This is a genomic window from Bradyrhizobium sp. HKCCYLR20261 (genome assembly GCF_051168435.1).
Lineage (GTDB): Bacteria > Pseudomonadota > Alphaproteobacteria > Rhizobiales > Xanthobacteraceae > Bradyrhizobium.
In genome coordinates this window covers 16264-42772 of sequence record NZ_JBNPUZ010000015.1, presented here as the reverse complement: position 1 = coordinate 42772, position 26509 = coordinate 16264, and the positions used below count along the sequence as shown (strand labels likewise).

27 protein-coding genes are annotated in these 26509 nt (G+C 66.2%); 9 read left to right on the top strand and 18 right to left on the bottom strand.

Features of this window, described 5'->3' with window-relative positions:
* Positions 1-16 precede the first annotated feature (16 nt).
* Both ACQR1L_RS27005 and ACQR1L_RS27000 read right to left on the bottom strand, forming a co-directional pair.
* A complete protein-coding gene (locus ACQR1L_RS27005; RefSeq protein ID WP_434860957.1) occupies positions 17-301 on the bottom strand; it encodes a type II toxin-antitoxin system RelE/ParE family toxin in 285 nt (94 codons plus the stop codon).
* Positions 298-528 carry a hypothetical protein gene (locus tag ACQR1L_RS27000; protein ID WP_434860956.1) on the bottom strand — a complete coding sequence of 77 codons (231 nt, stop codon included), beginning with the start codon at positions 526-528 and terminating at the stop codon, positions 298-300. The genes ACQR1L_RS27005 and ACQR1L_RS27000 overlap by 4 nt, the downstream gene beginning before the upstream one ends.
* 165 nt (positions 529-693) lie before the next feature.
* Here ACQR1L_RS27000 and ACQR1L_RS26995 point away from each other — a divergent pair, with 165 nt between their 5' ends.
* From ACQR1L_RS26995 to ACQR1L_RS26985, 3 genes are all read left to right on the top strand, one after another.
* Positions 694-1011, top strand: a complete 318-nt coding sequence (locus tag ACQR1L_RS26995; protein WP_434860955.1) for a hypothetical protein — start codon at positions 694-696, stop codon at positions 1009-1011.
* A 226-nt stretch (positions 1012-1237) separates the two neighbouring features.
* Positions 1238-1651: a hypothetical protein gene (locus tag ACQR1L_RS26990; RefSeq protein WP_434861064.1), complete on the top strand. Its 414-nt coding sequence runs from the start codon at positions 1238-1240 to the stop codon at positions 1649-1651.
* A 159-nt stretch (positions 1652-1810) separates the two neighbouring features.
* Positions 1811-2023, top strand: a complete 213-nt coding sequence (locus ACQR1L_RS26985) for a hypothetical protein (protein WP_434860954.1) — start codon at positions 1811-1813, stop codon at positions 2021-2023.
* A gap of 65 nt (positions 2024-2088) precedes the next feature.
* Here the strand turns inward: ACQR1L_RS26985 and ACQR1L_RS26980 are convergent, their stop codons facing one another.
* The 10 genes from ACQR1L_RS26980 to flgB all read right to left on the bottom strand — a co-directional run bounded on the left by ACQR1L_RS26980 (position 2089) and on the right by flgB (position 11254).
* Entirely contained in the window at positions 2089-2793 is a 705-nt protein-coding gene (locus ACQR1L_RS26980) for a glutathione S-transferase (RefSeq protein ID WP_434860953.1), read from the bottom strand.
* 55 nt (positions 2794-2848) lie between these two features.
* On the bottom strand, positions 2849-3526 hold the full coding sequence (locus tag ACQR1L_RS26975) for a lectin (RefSeq protein ID WP_434860952.1): 678 nt from the start codon (positions 3524-3526) through the stop codon (positions 2849-2851).
* A 174-nt stretch (positions 3527-3700) separates the two neighbouring features.
* Positions 3701-4684, bottom strand: coding sequence for a Tim44 domain-containing protein (locus ACQR1L_RS26970; RefSeq protein WP_434860951.1), 984 nt, complete (start codon positions 4682-4684; stop codon positions 3701-3703).
* Positions 4685-4839: 155 nt separating this feature from the next.
* Positions 4840-7410 carry a cell cycle histidine kinase CckA gene (cckA, locus tag ACQR1L_RS26965; protein ID WP_434860950.1) on the bottom strand — a complete coding sequence of 857 codons (2571 nt, stop codon included), beginning with the start codon at positions 7408-7410 and terminating at the stop codon, positions 4840-4842.
* Positions 7411-7565: 155 nt separating this feature from the next.
* Positions 7566-8645, bottom strand: a complete 1080-nt coding sequence (gene flhB / locus ACQR1L_RS26960) for a flagellar biosynthesis protein FlhB (RefSeq protein WP_434860949.1) — start codon at positions 8643-8645, stop codon at positions 7566-7568.
* Between the two features lie 14 nt (positions 8646-8659).
* Positions 8660-9427 (bottom strand): flagellar biosynthetic protein FliR, encoded by a 768-nt coding sequence (fliR, locus tag ACQR1L_RS26955; protein WP_434860948.1) that lies wholly within the window; start codon positions 9425-9427, stop codon positions 8660-8662.
* Positions 9428-9627: 200 nt separating this feature from the next.
* Positions 9628-9891, bottom strand: coding sequence for a flagellar biosynthesis protein FliQ (gene fliQ, locus ACQR1L_RS26950; RefSeq protein ID WP_434860947.1), 264 nt, complete (start codon positions 9889-9891; stop codon positions 9628-9630).
* Between the two features lie 130 nt (positions 9892-10021).
* On the bottom strand, positions 10022-10378 hold the full coding sequence (gene fliE / locus ACQR1L_RS26945; protein WP_434860946.1) for a flagellar hook-basal body complex protein FliE: 357 nt from the start codon (positions 10376-10378) through the stop codon (positions 10022-10024).
* Between the two features lie 16 nt (positions 10379-10394).
* A complete protein-coding gene (flgC, locus tag ACQR1L_RS26940; RefSeq protein WP_434860945.1) occupies positions 10395-10820 on the bottom strand; it encodes a flagellar basal body rod protein FlgC in 426 nt (141 codons plus the stop codon).
* Between the two features lie 26 nt (positions 10821-10846).
* Complete coding sequence (gene flgB, locus ACQR1L_RS26935; RefSeq protein ID WP_434860944.1) at positions 10847-11254, bottom strand: flagellar basal body rod protein FlgB; 408 nt, start codon at positions 11252-11254, stop codon at positions 10847-10849.
* A gap of 357 nt (positions 11255-11611) precedes the next feature.
* Between flgB and ACQR1L_RS26930 the strand changes: the two genes are divergently transcribed.
* The 3 genes from ACQR1L_RS26930 to ACQR1L_RS26920 all read left to right on the top strand — a co-directional run bounded on the left by ACQR1L_RS26930 (position 11612) and on the right by ACQR1L_RS26920 (position 16295).
* The gene (locus ACQR1L_RS26930) at positions 11612-12691 is read left to right on the top strand and encodes a flagellar biosynthetic protein FliO (RefSeq protein WP_434860943.1); all 1080 of its coding nucleotides are present in this window, start codon (positions 11612-11614) and stop codon (positions 12689-12691) included.
* Positions 12688-13443: a flagellar type III secretion system pore protein FliP gene (gene fliP / locus ACQR1L_RS26925; protein WP_434860942.1), complete on the top strand. Its 756-nt coding sequence runs from the start codon at positions 12688-12690 to the stop codon at positions 13441-13443. Before ACQR1L_RS26930 ends, fliP begins: the two co-directional genes overlap by 4 nt.
* A gap of 719 nt (positions 13444-14162) precedes the next feature.
* On the top strand, positions 14163-16295 hold the full coding sequence (locus tag ACQR1L_RS26920; protein WP_434860941.1) for a PQQ-dependent dehydrogenase, methanol/ethanol family: 2133 nt from the start codon (positions 14163-14165) through the stop codon (positions 16293-16295).
* A 107-nt stretch (positions 16296-16402) separates the two neighbouring features.
* Here the strand turns inward: ACQR1L_RS26920 and ACQR1L_RS26915 are convergent, their stop codons facing one another.
* The 6 genes from ACQR1L_RS26915 to fliL form a co-directional block, all read right to left on the bottom strand.
* Positions 16403-16639, bottom strand: coding sequence for a hypothetical protein (locus tag ACQR1L_RS26915; RefSeq protein WP_434860940.1), 237 nt, complete (start codon positions 16637-16639; stop codon positions 16403-16405).
* Positions 16640-16671: 32 nt separating this feature from the next.
* Positions 16672-20415 carry a tetratricopeptide repeat protein gene (locus ACQR1L_RS26910; RefSeq protein WP_434860939.1) on the bottom strand — a complete coding sequence of 1248 codons (3744 nt, stop codon included), beginning with the start codon at positions 20413-20415 and terminating at the stop codon, positions 16672-16674.
* Between the two features lie 105 nt (positions 20416-20520).
* Positions 20521-21291, bottom strand: coding sequence for a MotE family protein (locus ACQR1L_RS26905; protein ID WP_434860938.1), 771 nt, complete (start codon positions 21289-21291; stop codon positions 20521-20523).
* Positions 21288-21761, bottom strand: a complete 474-nt coding sequence (locus ACQR1L_RS26900) for a DUF6468 domain-containing protein (RefSeq protein WP_434860937.1) — start codon at positions 21759-21761, stop codon at positions 21288-21290. The genes ACQR1L_RS26905 and ACQR1L_RS26900 overlap by 4 nt, the downstream gene beginning before the upstream one ends.
* Positions 21758-22960: a flagellar motor switch protein FliM gene (gene fliM, locus ACQR1L_RS26895; protein WP_434860936.1), complete on the bottom strand. Its 1203-nt coding sequence runs from the start codon at positions 22958-22960 to the stop codon at positions 21758-21760. The genes ACQR1L_RS26900 and fliM overlap by 4 nt, the downstream gene beginning before the upstream one ends.
* A gap of 21 nt (positions 22961-22981) precedes the next feature.
* Positions 22982-23470, bottom strand: coding sequence for a flagellar basal body-associated protein FliL (gene fliL / locus ACQR1L_RS26890; protein WP_434860935.1), 489 nt, complete (start codon positions 23468-23470; stop codon positions 22982-22984).
* 376 nt (positions 23471-23846) lie between these two features.
* On the opposite strand from fliL, the gene flgF reads away from it, so the two are divergent.
* Genes flgF through flgA form a run of 3 tightly spaced genes read left to right on the top strand, consistent with a single transcriptional unit; the run spans position 23847 to position 26509 of the window.
* Positions 23847-24611 (top strand): flagellar basal-body rod protein FlgF, encoded by a 765-nt coding sequence (gene flgF, locus ACQR1L_RS26885; RefSeq protein WP_434860934.1) that lies wholly within the window; start codon positions 23847-23849, stop codon positions 24609-24611.
* A gap of 25 nt (positions 24612-24636) precedes the next feature.
* Positions 24637-25425, top strand: coding sequence for a flagellar basal-body rod protein FlgG (gene flgG / locus ACQR1L_RS26880; RefSeq protein WP_434860933.1), 789 nt, complete (start codon positions 24637-24639; stop codon positions 25423-25425).
* 16 nt (positions 25426-25441) lie between these two features.
* Positions 25442-26509 carry a flagellar basal body P-ring formation chaperone FlgA gene (gene flgA, locus ACQR1L_RS26875; protein ID WP_434860932.1) on the top strand — a complete coding sequence of 356 codons (1068 nt, stop codon included), beginning with the start codon at positions 25442-25444 and terminating at the stop codon, positions 26507-26509.

The following is a 26509-nucleotide window of genomic DNA, read 5'->3' as shown; positions in this document are numbered from 1 at the left end:
CAGCACTTACCCGTAATCAGCCTTGGCGATCTCGCGCACCATGAACGATCGCAAGCACCACGATGTGCTGAGCGGCTTCGTCGACTTCATAGACGACGATATATGGCCCTTCCAGCAGTTCTCTGGTTCCGCGGACCCGGCCGGGCCGTCCGATGCGAGCAAGCCCCGGCCGCCCGAGTTGATTGATCCGCGCACGAATACGTCCAACTACCGCGGCGGCCGCCTTGGGGCTGTCGTGAGAGATCCAAGCGAAGATCGCCCCCAGATCGGCGACGGCAGCTTCGCGGATCAAAACCTTCATTTACTGATCAAGCTGTCGATGCGCGCGTTGAATTCGTTCAACGTCAAATTGGACGCGCCTTCGTCGTCGCGCCGCCGCTCGACTTCTCGCATCTGCTCGTCGGTCAGATAGTATCCGGCCTGATCCTGCGCCTCCATCAGCGCAAGAATTGCGGCAGCGTCATCCTGCCGGTCGCTCGACCAAGTCAGAACGCGATCCAACATATCTTTGACCTGCGGCTTGCTCATTGCAAAATCATAGCAGTTTCGGTCGAGGGCGGAAAGAACAGCCGTGCCGAACCAACGGCAGTGCACCCGCCCGCCTCCCGATCCGACCGCGAGATCGATTGCGCAAGCTCAATCGATTATGTAACCTGAGATTGTTGTACGATTCATTTTCACTCTGGAGGCGTCATGAAACGAGGTCTCTTTGCGATCATCACATTCGCACTTGCCTTGACGACCCTGCTGCCAAGCCCCGCCGGCGCCGTCGGTCCCGGGCGCGCGTGCGGCGGCTTTGCCGGCATCCCATGCAATGCCGGCCTGTATTGCGAGTTTCCGGCCGGCCAATGTGGCCGGTTCGACATGATGGGCGTGTGCCGCCGCAAGCCGACATTCTGCACCAAGATCTACATGCCGGTGTGCGGCTGTAACTTCCAGACCTACGGCAACGACTGCGAACGCCGCGCCGCTGGCGTTTCGCTGTCGCATCCCGGCCGCTGCTGGTTCTGAGCGAGCGATCGCGCCGCTGCCGCCCGGCCCCGTGACCGCGGTCCGTCAACACGCGGTCAATTTGGCCGACGATCTTGTGCGGCCGCGGCGCATCGCGCTTGCATGACCTTCGCGCGCAGGCTTCAATGGCGCGGGGGTATTTTGAATGCAGTCTTCTCGTGTGTCCTACGGCCGGTGTTCATTTGGCCGCAACATCATCTTTGCCATTCTCATTGCGCTCGGCGCGATGCTCGCACCGCAGGCGGCGCGGGCCGATCGGTGCGACGACGTCGCCAAGGAGCTAAGGAACGGCATCGAAGGCATCAAGATCGGCCAGACGGCGGCCGGCACCGTCTATCTCGCGCATCCGAAGGCGCGCGAGATCACGCTCGGCTGCTCGTCGAAGAATTTTTCCAACCAGCTGTTCGGGAAAACCGACCGCAAGCCGCCGCCGGCCTTCGTCGAGCTGATGGCGAGCGCGGCGGCGATCGTGTTCACGCTGCCGAAGGACGACATGGTGCGCGGCGTCAACCGCTGCTACCGCCGGCTCGGCATCTTCCGCGGCGACGACGTCCCCAGCCGCTACCGCAGGCTGGACATGCGCTGCACCCGGACCAAGACGGAATCCTCGATCACGATCACGCGCAGCAAGGATCAATAGCGGCGGACCCGGGTGCCGCCGGTTTCTGCGAAGCCATCAGCAAGCCGTTCACTATTGGCGGCCGCCACTCACAGTTGCAGACAATTCGAGCGATCCGGTTGACGCTTCCTTCGCTGGACATGGCCACGCTCGGGCCAACACCAAGCGAGGAGCTGGACCATGTCCGTTTCGAGCGTTTCGTCGTCATCAGCGCCGCCCTCACCGCCGCCGGTCTCGATCGAGACGAACAAGCCTCAGACGCAGCAGGCGCAGAGCCAACAGACGCAGTCGTTCAAGCCGGACAAGACCGGCGACGAAAACGCTGCCGAGAACAAGGCGCAGCGCCCGCCTCTGCCGCCCGGTCAGGGCACGCGCGTCGACATCATCGCCTGACGACCCCACACCCTCAGGCCAACTTCGTATGACGGCGGCGCCTTCGGCGTCCGCCGTCATACGTGCTAAGCATCCAGCGCCTTGTAGTGGCGGAAGATGCCGTCCTCGTTGAAGGGGATGCGGCGCTCGCTTTGCAGATAGGCTGCGATGTTCGGCCTGGCGGCGACGCGGTCGTGCAGCGCGACGAGGCCGGGAATGTGAGGTTCGAACGCGGCCATCCGGTTGGGGAACGCGTAGCGCAGGCCGGCGATGATCTGGAACAGCGACAGGTCGACATAGGTCAGCTTGCGGCCGGTGACGTAGGCGCCGCCGCTCTTCGCCAGGATCTGCTCGAAATAGCCGAGGAATTTCGGCACCCGTTCATTCCAGAACTCGGCGGTGCGCTTCTTGGCGGGCGCGCGCTGGTCCTCGTAGTAGAGCGTCGGGCCGAGCGGATGATGCGTATCGTGGATCTCGACGACGAAGTCGGTGATCGTGAGCTGCAGCTGATGCACCCAGAGCTGGCCCGCCTCGGCCTTCGGCGCGAGGCCATGGCGGCCGCCGAGGAAGAACAGGATGTTGGCGGTCTGGCCGATGACGCGGCGGCCCGCTTTCAGGAAGGGCGGCGCGAAGGGCGGCGTGGCGCTGTCCGCCTCCAGCATAGCGCTCATCGCCGCGATGCCCTCCTCGCGCGCCACATCACGATAGGAGGCGCCCGCCTCCTCCAGCGCGAGCCGGACATATTCGCCGCGGCCCTGGATCATCGGCCAGTAATACAACTCGTAACGCATGGGCCATCCTCGAGGTGATGCGCCCATACGATGCGAGGGAGACGGACGCGCGGTATCAGTTCGCCGCGAAGCAGTATAGCAGGCCGTCGCCACCGGTGCTCTTCAGATCGGCCTGGGAACAGCCGCCGTCGGGACCGCGCGAGGGATGCGAGGTGTTCCACGATCTCGACGGCTCGTCGTCGCGCAGCCCGATGCGATCGGAATGGCCGACCATCGCAGCGCCTTGCGTGGAGCTCGTCCAGTTGCGGCAGGTGCGGTCCTCGCCGGCCGCAAAGGCCGTTCCGTCGGCCTGGGAACCCGTCAGCACATCGTGGCGGTTCGGCGTGTCGCCGCGGCCGTTGATGACCTCGCCCTTTTCGCTCAGCACCGTCTGCTTGGTGAGGTTGTTGGATGCGCCGTGCAGGTCCGCGACGTCCTTGGCGACGACCACCCCCTTGGCGTTCTGCCACGGACCCTTGCCGATGCGATCGCGCGCGTTGACCGCGGGCTGGCCATCGGCGGCCTGCGTCGAGAGATAGGCGCGCCAGGTCTTGGCCCCGGCGCCAGCGGCTTGCGCCAGGGTCTGGCAGTGCTTGTCGGCGCCGGCGAGGCCGCCGAGATCGCCGCCCTTGCCGGGGCCGTTGCTGGTCAGGAAGAAGCTCATCTCTGCGCTCTGGGCCGAGGCGGTCGCGATCAGGCCGGGTGCTGCGCCGAGCAGCACGCTCGCGATCGTGATGGTGCGGAGCGGTGTCATGATGTCCTCCCTCTTGGACGATGTGTGTTGGACGGTGTCGGCGCATCGCTTGGACGCGATGTCGTTCGTGAGCATGGAACCCGTCGAAGGCCGGTTTATTCCGCCTCCGCCAGCGCAAAACAAAAGCGCCGCGGATTGCTCCGCGGCGCCCGATGTTCGTTCCTATCGCTTGGCTCAGCTGACCTGCTGGATCGCCGAGACCTGCCAGTCGGCGCCGGGGTGACGCAGGAAGGTCCAGATCTCCGTGACCTCCTGCGGCTGGTCGGAGCCGTCGACCACGCGGCCCGAGGCGCGCTCGATAGTCTTGTCGGCGAGCGTGAACCGCATCGCCACCGTGGCGTAGTCGGCACCATCCTCGCGCCAGGACTCGGCGAGATCGCCCTGCAGCAGCTTCACGCCGGTGACCTTGTTGACAACGCCGCGCGCCTGGTTCTGCTCGAGGTCGCGCTCGAAATACGAGGCCATCTCGGGCGTCGACAGCAGGCGGAGACGGCCGACATCCTCGTTCGACCAAGCCTGTTGGATCTCGCCGAGCAGCCGCTCGAACGCCTCGTAGTCGGCCGGCTGGATCTGCAGCGGCGGCTGATTGCTGCCACCGCCGAAGCCACCGAACCCGCCACCCAAGCCACCACCGAGGCCGCTCAGGCCCGAGCGCAAGCTCTGCTGGCTGTCATTGGAGCCCGGCGCCGGGCCGGCTGCATAGGCCGGCTGGTTGCGGCGCTGCCACCAGGACATCGCGAACCGGACCACCAGCACCACCAGCAGGACCTGCAGGATCAGGCCGATGATCGAGGCGAAGCCGCCGAGACCAGAGAACAGGCCGCCGCCGAACAGCATGCCGAACAGGCCCGCACCGAGGAAGCCGGCGGCGAGGCCGCCCAGCATGCCACCGAAGCGGCCGCCGAACAGGCCGCCGCGCGCGGGCGCAGCCGTGTTCATGCCAGGCTGACCCGGCTGGGACATGGTCCGATTGAACTGCGACGCCGATCCCGGCGCGGTCGCGGTCGGAGGCGGCGCGGAGAACGTGCGCGTGCCGCGGGAGCCCGAGCTGGAGCCGCCGCCGATCCGGGCGTCGGCCGCCGAGACGGCGAGCACCGTCGGCAGCGCCAGGGAAAGGGCCACGGCCATCGCCTTGAGGAGGCCGCTTTTGCGCTGCATGAAGCTCATCATTGTTTCCCATCAGTCCCCGGAATGGGGATGCCCGTAATGTGGGCACAACCCGCGAAAAGGGAAGGCGGCACGAGGCCGCGCGGCTGCGGCGCTGGGTCGCGGCATGAACGCGCTCGTCCGCCTTGTCCGGGTACCCTGGTAACCTATTGCGGAGCCATGGTTTCCTTCACCGCCGCGACCAGCTGGCTGAGCGTGAAGGGTTTCGGCAGGAAGGCGAATTGCTGGTTTTCCGGCAGGCTCTTCTCGAACGCATCCTCGGCATAGCCCGAGACGAAGATGATCTTGATGTCGGGATTCTTCTCCCGCATCACCTTCAGCAGCGTCGGTCCGTCCATCTCCGGCATCACGACGTCGGACACCACGAGATCGAGCTCGCCGTTGCATTCCTCGAGCGCCTCCATGGCCTCGATGCCGTTCGACGCCTCGATGACGCTGTAGCCGCGCGAGCGCAGGCCGCGCGCGTTCAGCGCCCTCAAGCCCTCTTCGTCCTCCACCAGCAGGATCGTCCCCTGCCCGGTCAGGTCGGCACGCGGCTTCGGCGCCTCGGCGGCGGGTGCCGCGTCCTTCGCCGCGCCGTTGGTGGCCTGCGGCTCCGGCTGGACCTCGGGCACGACGATGTGGCGCGGCAGGAAGATCTGGAACGAGGTTCCCTTGCCGAGCTCGCTGTCGACATAGATGAAGCCGCCGGTCTGCTTGATGATGCCGTAGACGGTCGACAGGCCGAGGCCGGTGCCCTTGCCCACTTCCTTGGTCGAGAAGAACGGCTCGAAGATCTTCTCGCGGATCTCGGCGGGAATGCCGGTGCCGGTGTCGCTGATCTCGATCTTGACGTAGTCGGCGACCGGCATGCCCTTGTAGCCGCCCTGCGCGGCCTCATCCGACGTGACGTTGGCGGTGCGCACCGACAGCTTGCCGCCATCCGGCATCGCATCGCGGGCGTTGACCGCGAGGTTCACGACCACCTGCTCGAACTGCGAGACGTCGACCTTGACCGGCCAGAGGTCGCGGCCGTGCACGAGGTCGAGCTTGACCTTCTCGCCGATCAGGCGGCGCAGCAGCATCGTGAGATCCGACAGCGCGTCGCCGAGGTCGAGCACCTGCGGCCGCAAGGTCTGGCGGCGCGAGAACGCGAGCAGTTGCCGCACGAGCGTCGCGGCGCGCGTCGCGTTCTGCTTGATCTGCATGATGTCCTGGAACGACGGGTCGGTCGGCTTGTGCGCGTTCAGCAGGAAATCGTTGGCCATCATGATGGCCGAAAGCACGTTGTTGAAGTCGTGGGCGATGCCGCCGGCGAGTTGGCCGACCATCTCCATCTTCTGCGACTGGTTGATCTGGGTTTCCAGCGCCCGCCGCTCGGTGGTCTCGAGCAGATAGACGATCGCAGCTTCCGTCTCGCGCTCGTCCTCGTCGACCGCGGTGACGAAGAACTGGCCGAAGCGCTCCTTCGCGCCCTCCAGCATCACTTCGACCGGCGGAATGTCCGCCTGACCTTCCGCCGCCTGGTTGATGGCAGCGATCAGCAGATGCCGGTCACGCTGGCTGACGGTGCGGAAGATCGATTTCGCCGCGGCGACGTCGCCGCTGACGCTCTGCGCCAGCTTGGCGTAGCGCGCATTGGCCCGGACAACCGCGCCGCCGCGGTCGACGGTCGCGATCGCCATCGGCGTATGGTCGAAGAAGCGCATGAAGCGCACCTCGGCGGCGCGCTCCGGATCGGAGCGCTCGTCGCGGGCGCGGCTGATGACCAGGGTGCGCGAGGCGCCGGGCTTGCCGTCGGCGCCAAAGGCGAGCTTGTGATAGAGCCGCGCCGGCATGGTCTTGCCGCCGCGCATCTTCAGGTCGATGTCGAACACCTCGGTGCGGACCTCGCCGGGCACAGCGACGATCGAGGTCAGGAGCGAGGCGCCGTCACCGGACACGACGTCGGCGAGCTTCAGCCCGCCGGACCCGATCTCGGCGAGATCGTAGTCGAGCCAGTTGGCGAGCGTCGCATTGACGTAGACCAGGCTGCCTTCAGGATTGACCGAGAAGAAGCCGCACGGCGCGTGGTCGAGATATTCGATCGCGTGCTGCAGCTCCTGGAACACGTCCTCCTGGCGCTCACGGTCCCGCGTGATGTCGGCGATCGACCACACCGCATAGCGGGCGTGGCGCTTGGTCTGGCCGAGCGGGCGCACGCGCATGCGCAGCCAGCGGCCCTGGCCGCCTTCGGCCGCGGTGATGCGCACCTCTTCCTGCTGCCGCTTGCCCTCGCGCGCGGCCTTGAGCAGGCGGAACACGGCCTCCGACACATCGGGATTGCCGATGAACACGCGCTCGACGGGCCTCGCCTCCTGCGGGCTCGCCGCCCCGGTCATGCTGAGGTAGGCGGCGTTGGCGTAGACAACATGGCCGCGCGGATCGGTCACAGCGAGGCCGTCGAAGGCGTGATCGGCGATCGCGCCCATCACAGGATCGTCGGTCGCCTTGTCGGCGAAGCGGACGATGCCGGCGGCGAAGGCGAACAGGTTGAACAGGCCGACGGTCGCGAGCAGCGACAGCAGGCCGAGAATATAGGGCTGCGCCTGGTTGCGGCCGATCGTCATCAGCGCGATCGCCACCGCGACGAGGCCGAACGCGACCAGCAGGATCAGCAGAATGCTGCCGCTGCGGCGCGGCCGCTCCGGCAGGCTCACCTGGTCCGGTGACGCTTCGTTGTCTTTCTCGGCGCTCATGGCTTGAGGACGCGACCTGTCGGCTGGGAGCCCCAGCCCGTTCACGCGGCTCCCGCCCCCAACTGCCTGAATCGACGGGTCAAGCGCAAGCCCGTCAAGCCGATATTCCATGATTTATCCGTATTTTGCGGCCCGTCTCGGGTCCGAATCGGTTGTCATTGCGGGCGCCCCGAGAGGTTGCGCCGCAGGCCCATCACATAGCCGATGATCTCCGCGACCGCGTGATAATGTTCCACCGAGATCTCCTCGTCGATCTCGACGGTGGCATACAGCGCGCGCGCCAGCGGCACGTTCTCGACGATCGGGATGTCGTGCGCCTTGGCGATCTCGCGGATCTTGAAGGCGATGTTGTCGACGCCCTTGGCGACGCAGACCGGCGCCGACATGCCGCGCTCGTAGGACAGCGCGACCGAGTAGTGAGTCGGGTTGGTGATGATCACGGAGGCCTTGGGAACCGCGGCCATCATGCGCTTCTTCATGCGCTGCTGGCGGATCTGCCGGATGCGGCCCTTGACGTGCGGATCGCCTTCCGACTGCTTGAACTCCTCCTTCATCTCCTGCAGCGACATTTTCTGGCGCTCGTACCACTGCCGGTACTGGAACAGATAGTCGCCGATCGCGACCAGCGCGAGCAGCGCGACGACCGAGCCCATCAGGCGCGTGGTCAGCGAGATCGTCACGCCGAGCAGCTCGGCGACGTCCATGTGCAGCAGCGATTCGAGCCGCAGCCGCTCCGGCCACAGGATCATGACCATGACCGTGCCGAGCAGGATCAGCTTGAACAGGCCCTTGGCGAAATTGGCCGCGGCCTGCTTGCCGAACAGCCGCTTGGCGCCGGCGAGTGGCGAGATCTTGCTGAGCGTCGGCTTCAGCGGCTCGCCCGACCAGACCAGGCGGTGCTGCATCATGTTGCCGGCCACGGCCGCCAGCATCACCATCAGGATCGGCACGCCGATCGCAGCGATCACGGCGAACGACAGGCTGCGCGCCAGCGCGAGCAGGCCCGCGCCGTCGGTGTGGATCATCCAGGAATTGGCGATCAGGTTGCGCATCGGCACCAGCACGGCGGTGCCGATCGAGCCCGAGAAGGACGACATCACGAGCGTCGCGGCCGCAATCACGAACCAGGTGTTGAGCTCCTGGCTCTTGACGACGTCGCCGCGCTCAAGCGCCTGGTCGAGGCGTTTTTGCGTCGGGTCTTCTGTTTTGTCCTCGGTATCGCCCTCGTCCGCCACCGGTCAGGCTCCCCTCACCGCGGCATCAGCTCGCGCAGGACGCCTTCGAAATAGCCGAGAAAGGTCCCCATCATCGCGGCCAGCACCAATCCGAAGATCAGGAAGCCGATCAGGATCGAAAGCGGCGCGCCGACGAAATACACCTGCATCTGCGGCATCAGCCGCGCCAGCACGCCGAGCCCGATGTTGAAGACCAGACCGAACACCAGGAACGGCGCCGACAATTGCAAGCCGATCTTGAACGACGCCGTGAACGCCTTGGTGGCCAGCGCGGCGACGTCGCCGCTCGGCACCAGGTCGCCCGGCGCGAAGATCTTGTAGCTGTCGCTCAGCGCCGCGATCACCAGATGATGGCTGTCGGTCGAGAACAGCATGGTCACGCCGAGCATGGTGAGGAAGTTGCCGATCAGCACGCCCTGCTGGCCCTGCGTCGGATCCACCGCGGTGACGAAACCGAGCCCCATCTGCTGCGCGATCACGGAGCCGGCGACCTGCAGCGCCGACAGCGTCACGCGCGCGGTCGCGCCGAGCACGATGCCGATCACGATCTCGTGCACCATCATCACGAGCAGCGGCGCCATCGCCTGCAGGTCGATCTGATAGGCCTGACGGTGCAGCGGCATCACGATCATGGTCAGCAGCAGCGCGGTGGCGAGCTTGATGCGGACGGGGATGTTGACCTCCCCCAGGCCCGGCAGCAGCATCACCATGGCGGCGACGCGCGCGAAGACCAGCATGAACACGGCAGCGAGCGCCGGAAGAAAGGAGATATCGATGCGCATCGTCCGCCGTTCCGGCCCTTTCGGCCGCGGGCTGATGCGGCACGACGGTCTTCGAGGAGACAGCCTGCGACCAGGCGGCCTGCGCGCCGGCCCGCACAGCCGACTGCGCACGATCGAAAGCTGCGGCGCCCCCCGCACCGCCTCTCACGACCGCTCGCAGCGACCTCGCACAGGCCAGCTCTGCAGCGCCGGACATTGCCTCATCCGCCGATGATTCGCGACGAGATCCGCATCATCTGCTGATGCATCGCGTCGGCCATGAACGGCAGGGCCAGCAGCAGCGTGACGAAGATCGCGATGATCTTCGGCACGAACACCAGCGTCTGCTCCTGGATCTGCGTCAGCGCCTGGAACAGCGAGACGACCACGCCGACGACCAGGCCGACCACCATGAGCGGCGACGAGACCAGCACGATGGTCCAGATCGCATCGCGCGCCACATCGAGCGTTTCGGCACCGGTCATGTCGTGTCAATCCTCATTGTCGGTCGGTTTCGGCGGATGGCGCGCAGCATCGATGCGCCGGCAGCAGCGGACGGCACCTCTCCGAACGGCCCGGGGCGCGCATGGCGGCCGGGCGCGTTCAGAGCAGCGCCTAGATCGTCATCTTCATCACGTCTTCATAGGCCTGGATCACGCGGTCACGCACCGAGACCAGCGTGGACACCGCAACGTCGGTCTCGGCGACCGCGGTGACGACATCCATCACGTTCGCCTTGCCCGAGGCCATCGCGACCGCCTGGCTGTCGGACTTTCGCCCGGTCTCGACGACGCTGCTGATCGCATCCTTCAGCACCGCGCTGAATGACGGACCACCCTTGTCGCCTCCGGCGCCATTGCCGAGGACGTCACGCACGCGTGCGAGTCCGCCGAAGGCGTTGCTCGTACCACCGGTATCGAGCACGCGGGCGGAGTTTGCATAGGCATTCGCTGCGGAGATTGGGGAGGCCATGACTTTCGTTCCTGTCCTAGGTCTTCAGAATGTCGAGTGTGCGTTGGATCATGCGGCGCGTGGCGCCGATGATGTTCAAATTCGCCTCGTAGGACCGCTGTGCATCACGCATGTCGGTCATTTCGATGAGCGGATTGACGTTGGGGTACTTGACATTGCCGGACGCGTCCGCGGCCGGGTTACTGGGGTCGTATTTGACGCGGAACGAAGATTGATCGGGCACCACCTTGCCGAGCGCCACCACCTTGGCGTCGAGCGCACGGTCGAGCGCCGAGGTGAAGGTCGGGACCTTGCGGCGATAGGGATCGCCGCCCGCCTTGGCGGCGGTGGAATCGGCGTTGGCGATGTTCTCGGAAATGACGCGCATCCGCCCGGCCTGCGCACGCAGTCCCGACGTTGCGATGCTCATCGAGCGCTGGAAATCGCTGGTGTCGTTTGCCATGCTTGTCTGTCTCCGTTAGCTCCGGCTCAGCCCTTGCCGATTGCAGTTTTCAACAGACGCAGGCTCTTGCCGTAGAGCGAGGTCGCGGCGGCATAGTCCATCTGGTTGGCGGAGACCTTGAGCATCTCCTCCTCGAGGCTGACGGCGTTGCCCGCCGGCCTCGTTTGAAATCCGACCTTGCGGTTCTGGTCGAACGTCGCGGCATCGCCCGACGACGGCGTGATGTGCGCCGTGCTGGTGCGCGTCAGCGACAGCGGCGCAAAGCCTCCGACCGCCTGGCCGGCCGAGTTGAACTTCGGCTCAACGAGATCCCGCGGCTTGAAATTCGGCGTATCGGAATTGGACACGTTCTCGGACAGCACGCGCTGCCGCTCCTGATGCCACTGCATCTTGGTCCGCAACGCCGACAGCACGGGGAGATCGTTGATGGACATTGCAACTGCTCGTTAGTGTCCGACTATCGGACGGATTCGGTAGGTAGAAATTGCCGCGCTTATGGTTAACAGGGAGTTAAGAAGTGGTGCGCCGCCCCCCGGGACAATCCCGGGGTTTTGACGATTTCTTAGGAAAGTACCGCTCTTCGAGCGGGAGGCTGCTTCAATCCGGGACGCTGTGCCTCGCCAAGAAGTCGTTTTGGCCCGGCCGATTCATGGGTTATTAAGACACCGCACGGCAGTTCCTGCCGTTATGCGTTAACAGGTTGGTTCCGGTTCTGAAGCTCCGTTCGCTGCCGGCGATGCGTTGGACAGACGAGAGACTTCGAAAGGACGCGGTATTTGCCGGGGACAGAGATGCAGGCACTGACGTTCTTTTTTGCTTTTGTAGCCGTGCTGGCGCTGATCGGCCTGGCTGCCTGGCTGGTCCGCCGATTCGCAGGGAATCGCCTCGGCACCAATCCGAATCGCGGCCGCATGCCCCGGCTCGCCGTCATCGATGCCGCCGCCGTCGATGGCCGCCGCCGTCTCGTGCTCGTGCGGCGTGATAACATAGAGCATCTTCTGATGATCGGCGGACCGACCGACATCGTGGTCGAATCGAACATCGTGCGCGCCATGCCGGCGCGCGAGCAGCTGCCGCAACGGCCCGGCCTCAACGCCGAACCGCCCGCCGCGCGCATCGCGCCACTTCCGGATGCACCGGCATGGAGCGACAACGAGCCGAAGGCCGAGGCCGCCGAGCCGGCGGAGCCGCAGATGCCGGAGCCGCCGGCCCGTCCGCTGCGGCCGTCATTCATCGATGAGGTTCGCCGGGCCGCACCGGCTGCTGCCGAGCGCCGCGAGCCGCCGCCGTTCCCGCAGGAACCGCCGCTTCCCCCGCGCCGGGTCGCGGAGCCCCGCCAGGACATTCGTGGAGAGATGCGAGGAGAGCCACGCGGTGGTGACGAGCCGCGGCTGGAGCCCCGCCCGGAGCGAGCGCCTCGCGGCGAGCCGGCATTGCCGCGCGCGCTGCGTCCCGCCGAGCCGCAGCGCCCGGCGGACGCGCCGCGTCCCGAGGGCCCCCGGCTGCCGCCGGTGCGCGCGGCCGAACGGGCAGAGCGCGCCGAAAGGACCGCCGAGCGCGCGGAACGCGCGGCGGCGGCAGCACCTCCGCCGCCGCCCGTTGCCCAGATGCCGTCGCCGCCCGCCGCTCCGCCTCCGCCGCCGATGGACCAGAGCGCCGAAGCCAATCTGGCGGAGATGGCGCAACGTCTCGAGGCGGCGTTGCGGCGTCCGTCCGCCGAGCCGGCTGCTCCGCCCACGGGCGGCCCGGCCGTGCTGCGCCAAGCGCGCAGCGAGCCGGCTCCGGGTGCTGCCGCTCCCGCCAAGACCAACTTCGAGAACCTGGAGGACGAGATGGCTTCACTGCTCGGACGTCCGAAGTCCTCGCAGTGAGATCGCTGCTCTCCCCGCGTAGAGTTCTTTTCATTGCTGTCCTGATTGGCACCGGCGCTTTCGCGGGGAGCGCGGCCGCGCAGGATATCAGCATCAATCTCGGCGGCGGCACCGGCGGCGGCGTCACCGAGCGGGCGGTCCAGCTGATTGCCCTGCTCACGGTGCTGTCGATCGCGCCGTCGATCCTGATCATGATGACCTCGTTCACGCGCATCGTGGTCGTGCTGTCGCTGCTGCGCACTGCGATGGGCACAGCGACGGCGCCGCCCAACTCGGTGATCATCGCGCTGGCGATGTTCCTCACGGCCTTCGTGATGGGACCGGTGCTGCAGAAATCCTATGAGGATGGCGTGCGACCGCTGGTCGAGAACCAGCTCGGCGTCGAGGACGCGCTCCAGCGCGCCTCCGTGCCGCTGCGCGGCTTCATGCAGAAGAACGTGCGCGAAAAGGACCTCAAGCTGTTCATGGACCTCTCGGGCGAGCCCCCGCCGGCCACCCCGGACGAGCTGTCGCTGCGCATCCTGGTGCCCGCCTTCATGATCTCGGAGCTCAAGCGTGCCTTCGAGATCGGCTTCCTGCTGTTCCTGCCGTTCCTGGTCATCGACCTCGTCGTCGCCTCGGTGCTGATGTCGATGGGCATGATGATGCTGCCGCCGGTCGTGGTGTCGCTGCCGTTCAAGCTGATCTTCTTCGTGCTGGTCGACGGCTGGTCGCTGGTGGCGGGCAGCCTCGTGCAGAGCTACGGCGGGTAGAGCCGGCGACCGGCTGCTCATGCTGCCGGCGCGAGCCCCGCTCCGCCGCGTCGATCGATGGATCGTCCGACCTCCCTCCCCGCCCGGCTCGCGCGCACGTCTTCGCGGCGGGGGGATTTCCCATCGCGCTGCTGGCGGCCGGGTGATCGCGCCGGACGATCGACGTGTCGCGCTCATCCGTCTCGGCGTTGTCATGCCCGAGATGATTCCGCGACAGACTGAGATTGGTCGAATGCGATCGGCCTGCCGCTTGCGGGAAGAGCGAGCGCGCACCGTCCGTGCCTCCAACGGCATGGCTCCGACGTCGAGATGTGAGGATCAACACATCAGGCGCTGCGCGACGAAGATCGACGCACACGCGCATCGCATCGCATCGCATCGGCCGCACGACGCACGCACAAAAAGAAAAGTCTCCGGCACTTGGGGAGCCGGAGACGAAGGCGGGTCTTGGAAAGATGATGAATGATGGAATCGTAGTCGCTCGCGCGGCAGCCGTGAAGCCAGAAATTTGCGACACGCTATTGGGATTGAACACACCGATCAAACCGGGAATTTTTCCGTGTCGAATGAGGAAGGTTCGGACATCGCGGCCATCACGTGGCAACAATTAGTTGATGCAGGCCTTCCCACGCAGCGTCGCGTCTCGTCTTTCTTGACGCTCGCTTTCATCGGACTCTACGATGATCGCAGGATCCGAGAGAGATCCAGGGAGGAACGACATGAAGGTGAGAGAGTATCCGCGGCAAGGAGCGCGCGCAGCTCTGGGCGCGGCCATCGCGCTATGCGTGACGCTTGCCATTCCGGCGGGCGGACAGGCTGAGGAGCTGACGCCGGACCGCATCAAGGCGACGATGTCCGCGGTCGACAGCGCGATGATCAAGGCCAATGCCGCGACGTCAAAGGATTGGCCGACCATCGGCCTCGACTACGGCGAGACGCGCTTCAGCAAGCTCGACAAGATCAACACCGACAACGTCAAGGATCTCGGACTCGCCTGGAGCTACAATCTTGAGTCCGAGCGCGGCATCGAGGCGACGCCCGTCGTGGTCGACGGCATCATGTACCAGACGGCGTCGTGGAGCGTCGTGCATGCGATCGATGCCCGCACCGGCAAGAAGATCTGGACGTTCGATCCCGGCGTCAAGCGCGAGCTCGGCTACAAGGGCTGCTGCGACGTCGTCAATCGCGGCGTCGCCGTCTACAAGGGCAAGGTGTTCGTCGGCGCCTATGACGGCCGGCTGATCGCGCTCGATGCCGCGACCGGCCAGAAGGTCTGGGAAAAGGACACGCTGATCGATCACGAGCATTCCTACACCATCACCGGCGCGCCTCGTGCGTTCAACGGCAAGGTGGTGATCGGCCAGGGCGGCGCGGAGTATGGCGCGCGCGGCTACATCACCGCCTATGACACCGAGACCGGCAACCAGCTCTGGCGCTGGTTCACGATCCCCGGCGATCCCTCGAAGCCGTTCGAGGACGAGTCGATGGCCGCGGCGGCGAAGACCTGGGACCCGTCGACCAAATACTGGATCAATGGCGGCGGCGGCACGCCATGGGATACGATCACCTACGATCCCGAGCTGAACATGGTCTATCTCGGCACCGGCAACGGCGCGCCGTGGAATCGCAAGATCCGCAGCCCGTCCGGCGGCGACAACCTCTACCTCGCCTCCATCGTGGCGCTGAATGCCGACACCGGCAAATACATCTGGCACTATCAGGAGACGCCCGGCGATCACTGGGACTACACCTCGACCCAGCCGATGATCCTGGCCGACATCGCCATCGACGGCGCGCCGCGCAAGGTGATCCTGCACGCGCCGAAGAACGGCTTCTTCTTCGTGATCGACCGCACCAACGGCAAGTTCATCTCGGCCAAAAACTTCGTCGATGTGAACTGGGCGACCGGCTATGATGCCAATGGCCGTCCGATCGAGGTGCCCGCCGCGCGCGGCGATGATCCCTACGACTCCATTCCGGGCCCCTATGGTGCGCACAACTGGCACCCGATGTCGTTCAATCCGCAGACCGGCCTCGTCTATCTGCCGGCGCAGAACATCCCGGTGAACCTCACGCCGGAGAAGAACTTCGTCAACAACGCCCCGACGCCCGGCAAGTTCGGCGGCGTCACCGCGTGGAATCTCGGCTTCGCCTTGAACGCGACGCCGCCGAAGGCGCCGGCCTTCGGGCGGCTTCTCGCCTGGGATCCGGTACAGCAGAAGGAGGTCTGGCGGATCGAGCACGCCTCGCCGTGGAACGGCGGCACGCTGACGACGGCCGGCAATCTCGTGTTCCAGGGCACAGCGGACGGCCGCTTCGTCGCCTATGACGCCCGCAACGGCAAGATGCTGTGGGAGACCCCGACGGGCACCGGCGTGGTCGCTGCGCCCTCGACCTACATGATCGACGGCGTGCAATATGTCTCGATCGCGGTCGGCTGGGGCGGCGTCTACGGCCTCGCCGCGCGCGCCACCGAGCTGCGTACGCCCGGCACCGTCTACACCTTCGCGGTGGGCGCCAAGGCGAAACTGCCGGAGTTCGTGAAGTACCAGACCGAGGGCCTGCTGCAGGGCGTGAAATATGACCCCAAGGACGTGCCCGAGGGCACCGCGCTCTATGTCGCCGCCTGCGCCACCTGCCACGGCGTGCCCGGCGTCGACCGCGGCGGCAACATCCGCAATCTCGGCTACGTGCCGGCCGAGGAGATCATCAAGCTGAAGGACATCGTGTTCAACGGACCGTTCCGCGACCGCGGCATGCCCGACTTCACCGGCAAACTGAAGGAGGAGGACGTCGTAAAGATCCAGGCCTTCATCCAGGCGACGGCCGACGCGATCAGGCCGAAGAAGTAGCGGGCGCCTGCCAGAGCATGGCTTGATCCCGAGCAAATGACCGGAGCCTGATCAGGCTCCGGTCACCATCCGCTGATCAGGCGCCGACGCATGGCGCGGAGCCGAGCTCATCCGGCAACGTCGTATTGCCTGCTCAGTTCGTCGCCGATCTTCACCAGCATCGCCACGCTCTCCGGATAACCGGGGCGTGTGGCGGTGCCGGGATCGGCCTTGGCGCGAAACTCCCATTTCGTGCCCCAGCGCAGCACCGAAATCGCCATCCCCGCCGGGCAGTCGGCGCGCGCCTTCAACTCGTCCTTGGCCAGCGCGATCAATTCGGCTTCGGTCTTGGTCGGCTTGGTCATGTGATCAGGCTCCGACGCTACGTGGTGTGGCCTCAACGCCCGGCAATCGCCTGCTTGACGCCCTTGATCCGCGGCAGGCTGCCCGTCTGGTCGGACTCCAGCTTGGCGGCGTCCTTGCCTTCCGGCTTGCCGGTCGCATCGGGGAAGCGCGCGCGCATGTCGCGCAGGAAGCCGTCGAGCGTATCCACGCTGGCCGCCATCTTGGCGATCTGGGCGAACTCGGCGCTCGAGCCGCTGGCCGGCTTGCTGGCGACGTCGAACGCGAGCTTGTCGGCCTCGCCGGTCATCAGCGGCGCATATTTTTCACGGAAGCGGGCAAGACCGATCGCATCATCCGCCAGGGCGTAGCCGACCACGGCGCGCAGGATGTCGCCGCGCTCGGCCGGATTGAGCGGGCGGAAATCGCGCCAGCGGTCACCGTAATACAGCTCGATCTGCTCGGACGCCTCGCGCCAGCGCCGCGACGCCCAGTAGATGTCGGAGCGCAGCCGGATCGCCTCGCGGCCGCCGACATTGGTGATGATGTCGAGCCCGAGATCGTGCCGGCCGATGTCGCTGTTGGCGCGGGCCTCGAGGAGCAGCCGTTGCTGGCGCAGCTCGCCCGAGAGATCGGCGATGCGGGTGGTGCGCAGCGCCTCCAGGGCACGATCCGGCTTGCGGTTGGTCAGATAGACCATGGCGAGGCGCGCGGCCACCTGGGCGCGCGCGGCGCCTTCCAGCCGGTGATCGACCTGGTACTGCAGCAGCTCGGCGGCCTGATCGAGCAGATCGATGCCGACCAGGCGGTCGGCGAGCTTGCGGATCATCTCGTCGCCGCGCCGGCCGATCGGGGTCAGCTCGCGGTAGCCATAGAACATGCTGAGCGCATCCACCGGCGGCAGCTCGTCGGCCTTGCCGCCGAGGAACAGCTGCGAGAACAAGCGCTGCGACGCATCCTGCGCCTGCCGCGCCATCTCGGAATTGGGCATCATCCGGGTGGCCTGGCGCGCGGCTTCGAGCGAATCCGCGTAGCGGCCCGCCTCCTCGTACATCTGCGCCATCATCTGCAGGGCCTGGACCTCGATGACATCGCCGCGCCAGATCGCCTGCAGCGTCTCCAGCTCCTTCAGCGCTTCGGCCGGCTTGATCTCGCCGCGCTTCTGCAGAAGCTTGATCTCGAGCAGCTTGGCTTCGGCGGCCGCCATGCGGTCATTGGAGTTCACCGCGAAGCGATAATCGTCGAGCGCATCCTTCTCCTGCGCCATCGCCTCGGCCAGCCGGCCGCGCAGCACGGCGATGTCGGGCTTCATGTCCGCGGGCACGCCGATCACGTCGAGCTCGGCGCGGCGCTTGGCGGCGCCGGCGAAATCCTTGATCTCGAGCGCCGACTTCATCGCGTCCGCGATCACGATCCGCTGCAGGTCGAGCGGCAGCGACGCGATGGCAAACTCGACATTCTTCAGCTTCTCGCGCGCATCGGCGAACTTGCCCTGTCGCGCATAGGCAAGGCCCTTCCACATCTGCGAGTCGAAATTGTTGCCGATCGAGGAGGTCGCGAGGTCCTTCAGCCCCTGCTCCGGCCGGCCCATCAGGATGCTCGCCACCGCATGGATCATCAGCATGGCGGTTTCGTCGGTCCGCGGGTCGCTGTCGGAGATCATCAGGTTGGTGATGCCGCGCGCCTCCGGATACATCCCGCGCGCCATGTAGAAGCGCGCCAGCGCCAGCCGCGCCTGGGCGCGGCGTTCGGGCTCGGCATTGGCGGCCGCCTTGATCAGGAGATCGAAGCGCGGCCCGAACGGCTGGGTCTGGTTCTGCTGCCACTCGTCGATGTCGAACATCGGCCTGACGGCGGTCGGCGCCCGCTCCGGCGAGAAGCCGATCGAGGACAGCGTGAGGCCGCCGGGCCGTCCCAGGATCACCTTGTCGGGCGCGATCTCGACGGCGATGTCGTCGGAGTTCGGACGCACCGCGATGCCGTGCACGGAGTCGAGCAGCGACAGGTCGACGAAGTCCTGGCGCTTGATGAAGCCGCGGATCGGCGGCGGCGCGGTCACCACCAGCAGCGTGTCGCCGGCATCCGGATCGGTCAGCCGGTGCAGCATGCCGGCACCGGGGTTCGCGAGCGGCACCATCACATTGGCGAGCGCGGGATCGGTGACGTTGCGCATCACCATCAGCGGCTGCTGGTCGGTCTGGCCCTTGTCGGCGAAGGACAGCGTCCAGCTGCGGCCGCCGTCGTCGCTGCCGAGCGAATGCATCTGCGGCCGGTTGAGGCGGATGCGGATCGCCTGGCCCTTGTCGAGCGGCATGCGGCTGGCCTCGCCGACGATGGCACCGCCCTTGGCTCGGATCGGCTCGACGTCGAGCGGCCTCGTGGTATCGAACACCATCCACACGGTGTCGCCACGGCGGAACAGCGCCGCCGGCGTCACCTGGCCGAAGCCGAAGGTGAGCCGCAGGCCGTCGCTGTCGCGCAGCGCCTCCAGCGTGGCGGCGCCGTTTGCGGCCTTCTCAACCGGCTTGGCCGCGTCGGGCTTGGCGGCTTCGGGTCTGGTCGCTTGAGGCTTGGCGATTTCGGGCTTCGCCGTCTCCACCTTGGCCGCTTCCATGCTCGCCGGCTCGGCCTTTGCGGCTTCGGACTTCGCGGGCTCGGCCTTCACCGGTTCGGCCTTCATCGGTTCAGCCTTCATCGGTTCAGCCTTGGCCTCGGGAGCTGCTTCCGCGTTCGCGGGAGCCGCCGCGGCGGCAGGCTGCGCGGGCTCGGTCGCCGGAGCCGCGATCGCGGGCTTGGGCTCCGGCTTCATCTCCTTGGCGATGGTTTCCGAGGTCGGCGGAACGATCTCGGGCTGCGCTGCCGCCTTCGGCTTGTCGCCATTCGGCTTCTCGCCGTTGGATTTCTCGGCGGCGGCCGCCTTGGCGCCCGGCAGCGTGTCAGAGGAGACCGCGGCCACCTTCTTGTCGGGCTGCACATAGGCGATGTCGACGTTGTAGTTCTTCTCCTCGCGGAAGGCGCGGACGTCGACCTCGCCGATCAGGCCGATCTCGACCACGGTCTTGCTGCCGTCGATGCGCTGGTTGATCGCGGCGACGTTCGGCGGCGACACGATCTTGGCGTCGGCGAGATCGAAGTTGAGCGGCGCCGAGAAGAACAGCGACATCTTCTGATCGTTCATCACCGAGGAGATGCCGACGCCGTCGGGAATCTCGAACACGAAGCGCACGAAGGTCGGCTGCACCAGCGCGCGTACGCGGATCGGCGGCCGCTTCTTGGATTCAGCTTCGGCGCGCTGCAGGCGCAGCGCACGTTCGGCGGCGCGGGCGCGCTCGGCCAGCTCGCGCACGACCTCGGCGGGCAGCGGCGGCGGCGGGCCGGTCCAGCTGTCCGGCAACAGGTCGATGAAGACGCGCTCGCCCGCGACCATCGTGTTGACGCGCACCTTGCGCGACAGCGACAGGCGCAACGCCGACCCGTCGGGATCACCGCGCGCCGAGGAGATGTAGTCCGGCGCCGCATCGACCCAGCGATCGATCGGCACGTTGGCGGCGCGGTCGAACCTGATCAGCAGGATGGAGCCGGCCGTGGTGACGTCGGCGCCGACATCCTCGGTGAATTTCAGCACCAGCCGGGCGTAGCCGTTCTGGGCTGAGAGGCTCGCCTCCCCCGGCACCGGCGCAGCGCCGGCCGCGACCGTCGATAGCACGAGGCCGATGACGATCGCCGACAGCAGGGCCAGCCCGGCGCGCAGACGCGCGCGGGCCCGGGACCGCAATCCGATGGATGACGTGCGCGCCATGGTCAGTAGTTCCAGTTTGACAGCCGCAGGACGTGACGGATACGCCTGCCCCGCCACGCCGGAAGTCTAGGATCCGGCGTTTAAGGGCGCATTAAACATGCGGTTTCAATTGCTCTTCACCGGCACGATCTTGCCTTCGATCTTCGGCAGCTCCGCACTCGCTTCCGGCTTTTCGGCGCCGGCACGGCGCGCGAGCTCGACGGTCAGCCGCTCGGCGGCTTCCGGCGTCATCAAGCCGAGAATGTCCGACATCTTGCGCGGCGCGATCTGCGAGGCGATCTCGATGAGCACCGACATCTCGAGCCGGTCAAACACCTTGGCGGCGTCCTTCGGCTTCATGCCCTCGTACATCGTGACGATGCTCTTGAAGCGTGCGTTGTCGGCCTCCGCCTTGGCGGCCTGCGCGCCGGAGATGCGCCCCTCGATCGCCTTCATCTCCTCGGTCTTGGACTGGATGCGCTGCTCGGCGGCCCGCAACAGGCTCTCGCGAATGTCGATCTCGCGCTGGCGCGCCTCGAGCTCCTGGCGGCGCGACTGCAGCCGCTCGAGGATCGCCTTCTCCGCCGGCGACACCTGCTGCTGGTTCTCCTCGGGCTTGATGACGATGCCGTCGGGCTTGGTGTCGGGCGCCGCCGGCTTCGGCGCCTCCTCCTTCTTCTCTTTCGGAGCGCCGTGGGTCGAGCCGGTGATGATGTCGTTGTCCTCGCGGCCGGGGTAGCCCAGGTTCTCCTGCGCCCAGGACCGCTTGGAGCTCTTCGGATCGTAGTCGAACACGTAGCCGCCATCGATCACGAGGCCAGCCACCTTCAGCACCGCGAGGCAGGCCACAGCGATCAGGACGACGGGAATGACGCGGATGTTACGGAACGCATTCATGCGGCAAGGCCACCAGTCCTTCGACGTTCAGAGAATGCCTGGGCCGCGGCGGCAACCGCCTTGGCGCCGGAGACGCGGACCGGCTCGGTCGTGATCGCCGGCACCGGCGCCGGCTCGGGCGCTGCCTCAGGAGCAGTGATGGGACGCGCGGCGCTGGCGATGCGCGACAGCCGGCGCACGACGCCGTCGCTCTCGGCGAGCTGCTTGCGGAGCTGATCGGACATCTGCGTCGCGGCCGCGAGCTGATTGCCGAGATTGTCGTTGACGTCGCGCACCGCGAGCTTGAGGCCGCCGATCGCTCGCTCGGCGATCTCGGTCGCGGTGATCAGCTCGGCGATGACGGCCTTCAGCGAATGCTCGTCCGCCTTCAGGCGCTTCAGCCTGGAGTTCAACAGCATGCAATAGCCGATGGTGAGCACCAGAAGGACCGCCACCAGACTTTCGATGATCAATCCGAGCGAGTGGTTCATTGGGCCTCCATCATCTTGTTCTGGCCTTCGGAGCCTTCGAACATCGCAAGCGTCGTATTGGGCTTGCGCAAATTCTTGGTGACACGGATCGCGACGCGGTCGCCGACCCGGCCCATCCGCCCCTCCGTCAGCATCGTGCTGCCGCAGCGGACCGCGACCAGCGCGTCGGGACGAATGTCGAGCGGCAGCGTGTCGCCGACCTTCAGCCGCATCAATTGCTTCAGCGGCACGTCGGCCTCGTAGAGCACGGCGTCGACGGCGATCTCGGCCTGCGCGATCTCGGTCGCGAAGTGGCCTTCCCAGACGGGATCACGGCCGAACTTCTCGCCCATGAACATCTGCAGCAGGACCGGGCGGATCGGCTCGATCGTCGCATAGGGCAGCAGCAGCTCGATATTGCCGCCGCGGTCTTCCATGTCGATCCGGAGTTTCACGAGGATCGCGGCATTGGCCGGGCGGCTGATCGCGGCGAAGCGCGGATTGGTCTCGAGCCGGTCGATGGTGAAGCGCACCGGCGACAGCGGCCGGAACGCCTGCTCGGCGTCGCTCAGCACCACCTCGATCAGGCGCTTGACGAGATTGGTCTCGATCGTCGTGTAGGGGCGGCCCTCGACGCGCAGCTGGGTGTTGCCGCGGCGGCCGCCGAGCAGCACGTCGATGATCGAATAGATCAGCGTGGAATCGACGGTGGCGAGGCCGAAATTCTCCCACTCCTCCGCCTTGAACACGGAGAGCACCGCCGGCAGCGGAATCGAGTTCATATAGTCGCCGAATCGCACCGAGGTGATGCGGTCGAGCGAGACTTCGACGTTGTCGGAGGTGAAATTGCGCAAGCTCGTCGTCATCAGCCGCACCAGGCGGTCGAAGACGATTTCGAGCATCGGCAGACGCTCGTAGGACACCATCGCCGAATCGATGATGGCGCGAATGCCGGAATGGTCGTCGAGATTGACCTCGCCCGCGGTGAAGCCGAGGAGATTGTCGATCTCCTCCTGCGACAGCACCCGCTCGCCGCCGTTCTTGGTGGCGCCGAAATCGCGGCTGCCGTCCTCGACCATCGCGGCCCATTGCAGGGCCATCGATTCCGTGAGTTCGTTGGCTGCTGCGGCTTCCGCGGCCTCTGTGGGATCCTCGGAATCAAGCGAGGCTTCCCATTGCGCGGCTATCGCATCTTGGTCGACTGGATCGTTGCCCGCCATGGTCGTTGCGCTTTCCGTGCCTTACTGAATCACGATTTCCTTGAACAACACCGCGTTGACCTGGTTGGGCGCCAGCGCGACGTTGACCCGCTTGGTGAGCTCCTCCTTCAGCCGGAACAGGCCCGCCGAGCCGTTGAGGTCGCTCGGCCGGAGCTCGCGCAGGTAGGTCTGGAAGATGTCGGTGACGCGCGGCAGCGTCGGCTTGATCGACTCGACCTGCTTCTCCTCCTTCACCTCGAGCACGATCTTCACTTTGAGATATTGGACGCGGTCGCCGGGATTGCCGACGAGGTTGACCAGAAGGTCCGGCACCTCGACGAAGGACGGCGGCTTCGGCGGCGGCGCCTCGGCGTGATGCTCGTCGGCCTTGTGGCTGAAGAAAAGGAAGTAGGCCGCACCGCCGATACCGAGCAGCGCCAGCACACCGACGACCATGATGATGAGCTTGAGCTTGCTCTTCGGCGCGGCTTGCTCCTCGCCTTCAGCTGCTCCGCCTTCATTCTCAGCCATGGCCTTCGGATCCCCTTCGGAAAGTCGAACCGATGCCGCCAGAAAGCTTACGACGCGAAACAATCGCTCCCAGCGCATCTGCGCTTCGTTGAGTGAACGCTACGGTAACAATGGTTAACGGAAGCTTTCTTTTGGGAACACGGTGGGAAAATCTTGCCGGGCAATTATGGTTAGCGAGACGTTATTGCCGGGCGTTTCCGACCCCATCCAAAATCTAATGAATTGATTTATTTGAGATTTTAGAGTTGGCACGGCTTTCGCTGTACCTCTTGCGAACCCGCCGGCTTGGGAGAGCCGAACGGTTCGCAGAAGACCCGCTTCAGACGCCTTGGGAGAGGCATCGGATGCGGGATTCGTTAAGAGGGGAGATCGACCGGTGGAGAATGCGCTTCTCATCGGATTGTCGCGGCAGATGGTGCTGGAGCGACAACTCGACGTCGTTGCCAACAACGTCGCCAACGTCAACACCAACGGCTTCAAGGCCGATCAGCAGCTGTTCGAGGAGTATCTCTCCTCCGGCGCGCATGAAGACAATTTTCCGGGCGCCGCCCGCAAGGTGGCCTATGTCCAGGATCGTGGCACCTATCGCGACTTCTCGCAGGGCTCGATGGAGCGCACCGGCAACGCGCTCGACGTCGCCATCACAGGCGGCGGCTTCCTGACGGTGCAGACCGCTGCCGGCGAGCGCTACACCCGCGACGGCAGTCTGCACATGAACAATATCGGCCAGCTCGTCACCGCGGCCGGCGACCCCGTGCTCGGCACCGGCGGCCCGATCGTCTTCCAGCCGACCGACCACGACATCAACATCTCGCCGGACGGCACCGTGACGGTGGTCGAGGGCGTCAACCGCACCGACTCGATCCGCGGCAAGCTGCGCATCGTCAACTTCGCCGATCCGCAGAAGGCCCAGAAGCAGGGCAACAACCTCTACGCCGCCGTCGACGGTGCCGCGCCGCAACAGGACACCAAGTCGACCGTCCAGCAGGGCTACATCGAGAAGTCGAACGTCAGCGCGGTCGGCGAGATGAGCAAGATGGTCGAAGTGATGCGTGCCTACACCCAGGTCGCCAACATGCTGCAGGTCCAGAGCGACATGCGCAAGAGCGCGATCGAGAAACTCGCCGACGTTCCGGCCTGACCGCAGAGATTGAAGGAGACATAAGATGCAGGCGCTTCACACCGCTGCGACCGGAATGGCGGCCCAGGAACTCAACGTCCAGGTGATCTCCAACAACATCGCCAACCTGCGCACGACCGGCTTCAAGAAGCAGACCGCGGCGTTCCAGGACCTGATCTACGAACACATGCGCCGGGTCGGCGCGCAGTCCTCGGACCAGGGCACGATCCTGCCCGTCGGCATCGACATCGGCGGCGGCGTCAAGACCGTCGGCACGCCGCGCTCGATGACGCAGGGCACGCTGTCGCAGACCGGCAACGATCTCGACCTCGCCATCTCGGGCGAAGGCTTCTTCAAGATCCTGATGCCGGACGGCACCTTCCAGTACACCCGCGACGGCACCTTCCAGATGGACAATCAGGGCCGCATCGTCACCGCCCAGGGCAACCCGGTGCAGCCGACCATCACGATCCCGCAGAACGCCTCGGGCATCACGGTCAACGCGCAGGGCCAGGTCTCGGTGACGCTGCCGGGCTCGACCACCTCGAACATCATCGGCCAGCTCCAGGTCACCCGCTTCATCAACAAGGCCGGCCTGCAGCCGGTCGGCAACAACCAGTTCACCGACACGCCGTCCTCCGGCGCGCCGCAGGACGGCGTCGCCAACCAGGACGGTCTCGGCAGCATCACCCAGGGCAGCCTGGAGCAGGCCAATGTCGACGTCGTCAGCGAGATGAGCGAGCTGATCGCCGCCCAGCGCGCCTATGAGATGAACGCCAAGGTCATCTCCGCCGCCGACCAGATGATGCAGTCGACCACCGCGTTGTTCCGCTGAGGCCTGGGAGATCATCATGATGACCCGCACCGCCCGTCCCATCCTGCTAGCCGCCGCCCTGCTCGCCTCGACCGCGCTCCAGGCCTTCGCCGGCGAGGCCGACAACCAGATCAAGGCGCCCGTGCTGCGCCCCAGCGTCAATGTCACCGGCGACATCGTCCGCGTCGGCGACCTGATCGACAACGCGGGCGTCGCCGCCAACGTCGCCGTATATCGCGCGCCAGATCTCGGCACCACCGGCGTGCTGCCGGCCGCGCAGGTAATCGCGACGCTGCGTACGCACCAGGTCATCGGCGTCGAGGTCCGCGACATCAAGGAGGTCGCGGTCACCCGGTTGGCCCGCGCCGTCGACGCCAAGGAGATCAGCACGGCCGTCGCCCAGGCGCTCGATCACCGCAACGGACTTGGTGATGCGGCCAACCTGAGCATCAGCTTCGACCAGCCGGTGCAGGACCTGAAGTTCGACGCGTCGAGCAGCGGCCCGCTGGCGCCGACCAACGTCCGCTTCGATCCGCGCAGCGGCCGCTTCGACATCAGCTTCGAGCTCGCTCATGGCAACGGCGCCAGCCCCACCAAGCTGCGCTACAGCGGTGTCGCGATCGAGACCGTCGAGGCTGTCGTGCTGACGCGCAACATTGACCGCAACGAGATGATCCGTTCCGGCGACCTGCAGGTGGAGCGGCGGCCGCGCGCCGAGCTTGGCGGCGCGGAGCCGGCCTCGCGCGAGCTCGCGGTCGGCATGCAGATGCGTCGCCCCGCCCGCGCCGGCCAGGCGCTGAAGACCACCGATCTCGCCAAGCCGGACCTGGTGCAGCGCGACCAGGCCGTCACGCTGATCTACCAGACCGCAGGCATCTATCTGACCACGCGCGGCAAGGCGCTGGAATCGGGCACCGAGGGCGACGTCGTCAGCGTGCTCAACCTGCAGTCCAAGCGCACCATCACCGGCCGCGTCACCGGGCGCGGCCAGGTCTCGGTCGACATCGCCGTCGCCAAACCGGCGCAGACCTCCGAGGCCGAGATCGCAGCCCCCGTCTCCGTCGCCAGCCGCCTTCCCTCCTCCGCCACTCCGAAAGCCGAGTAA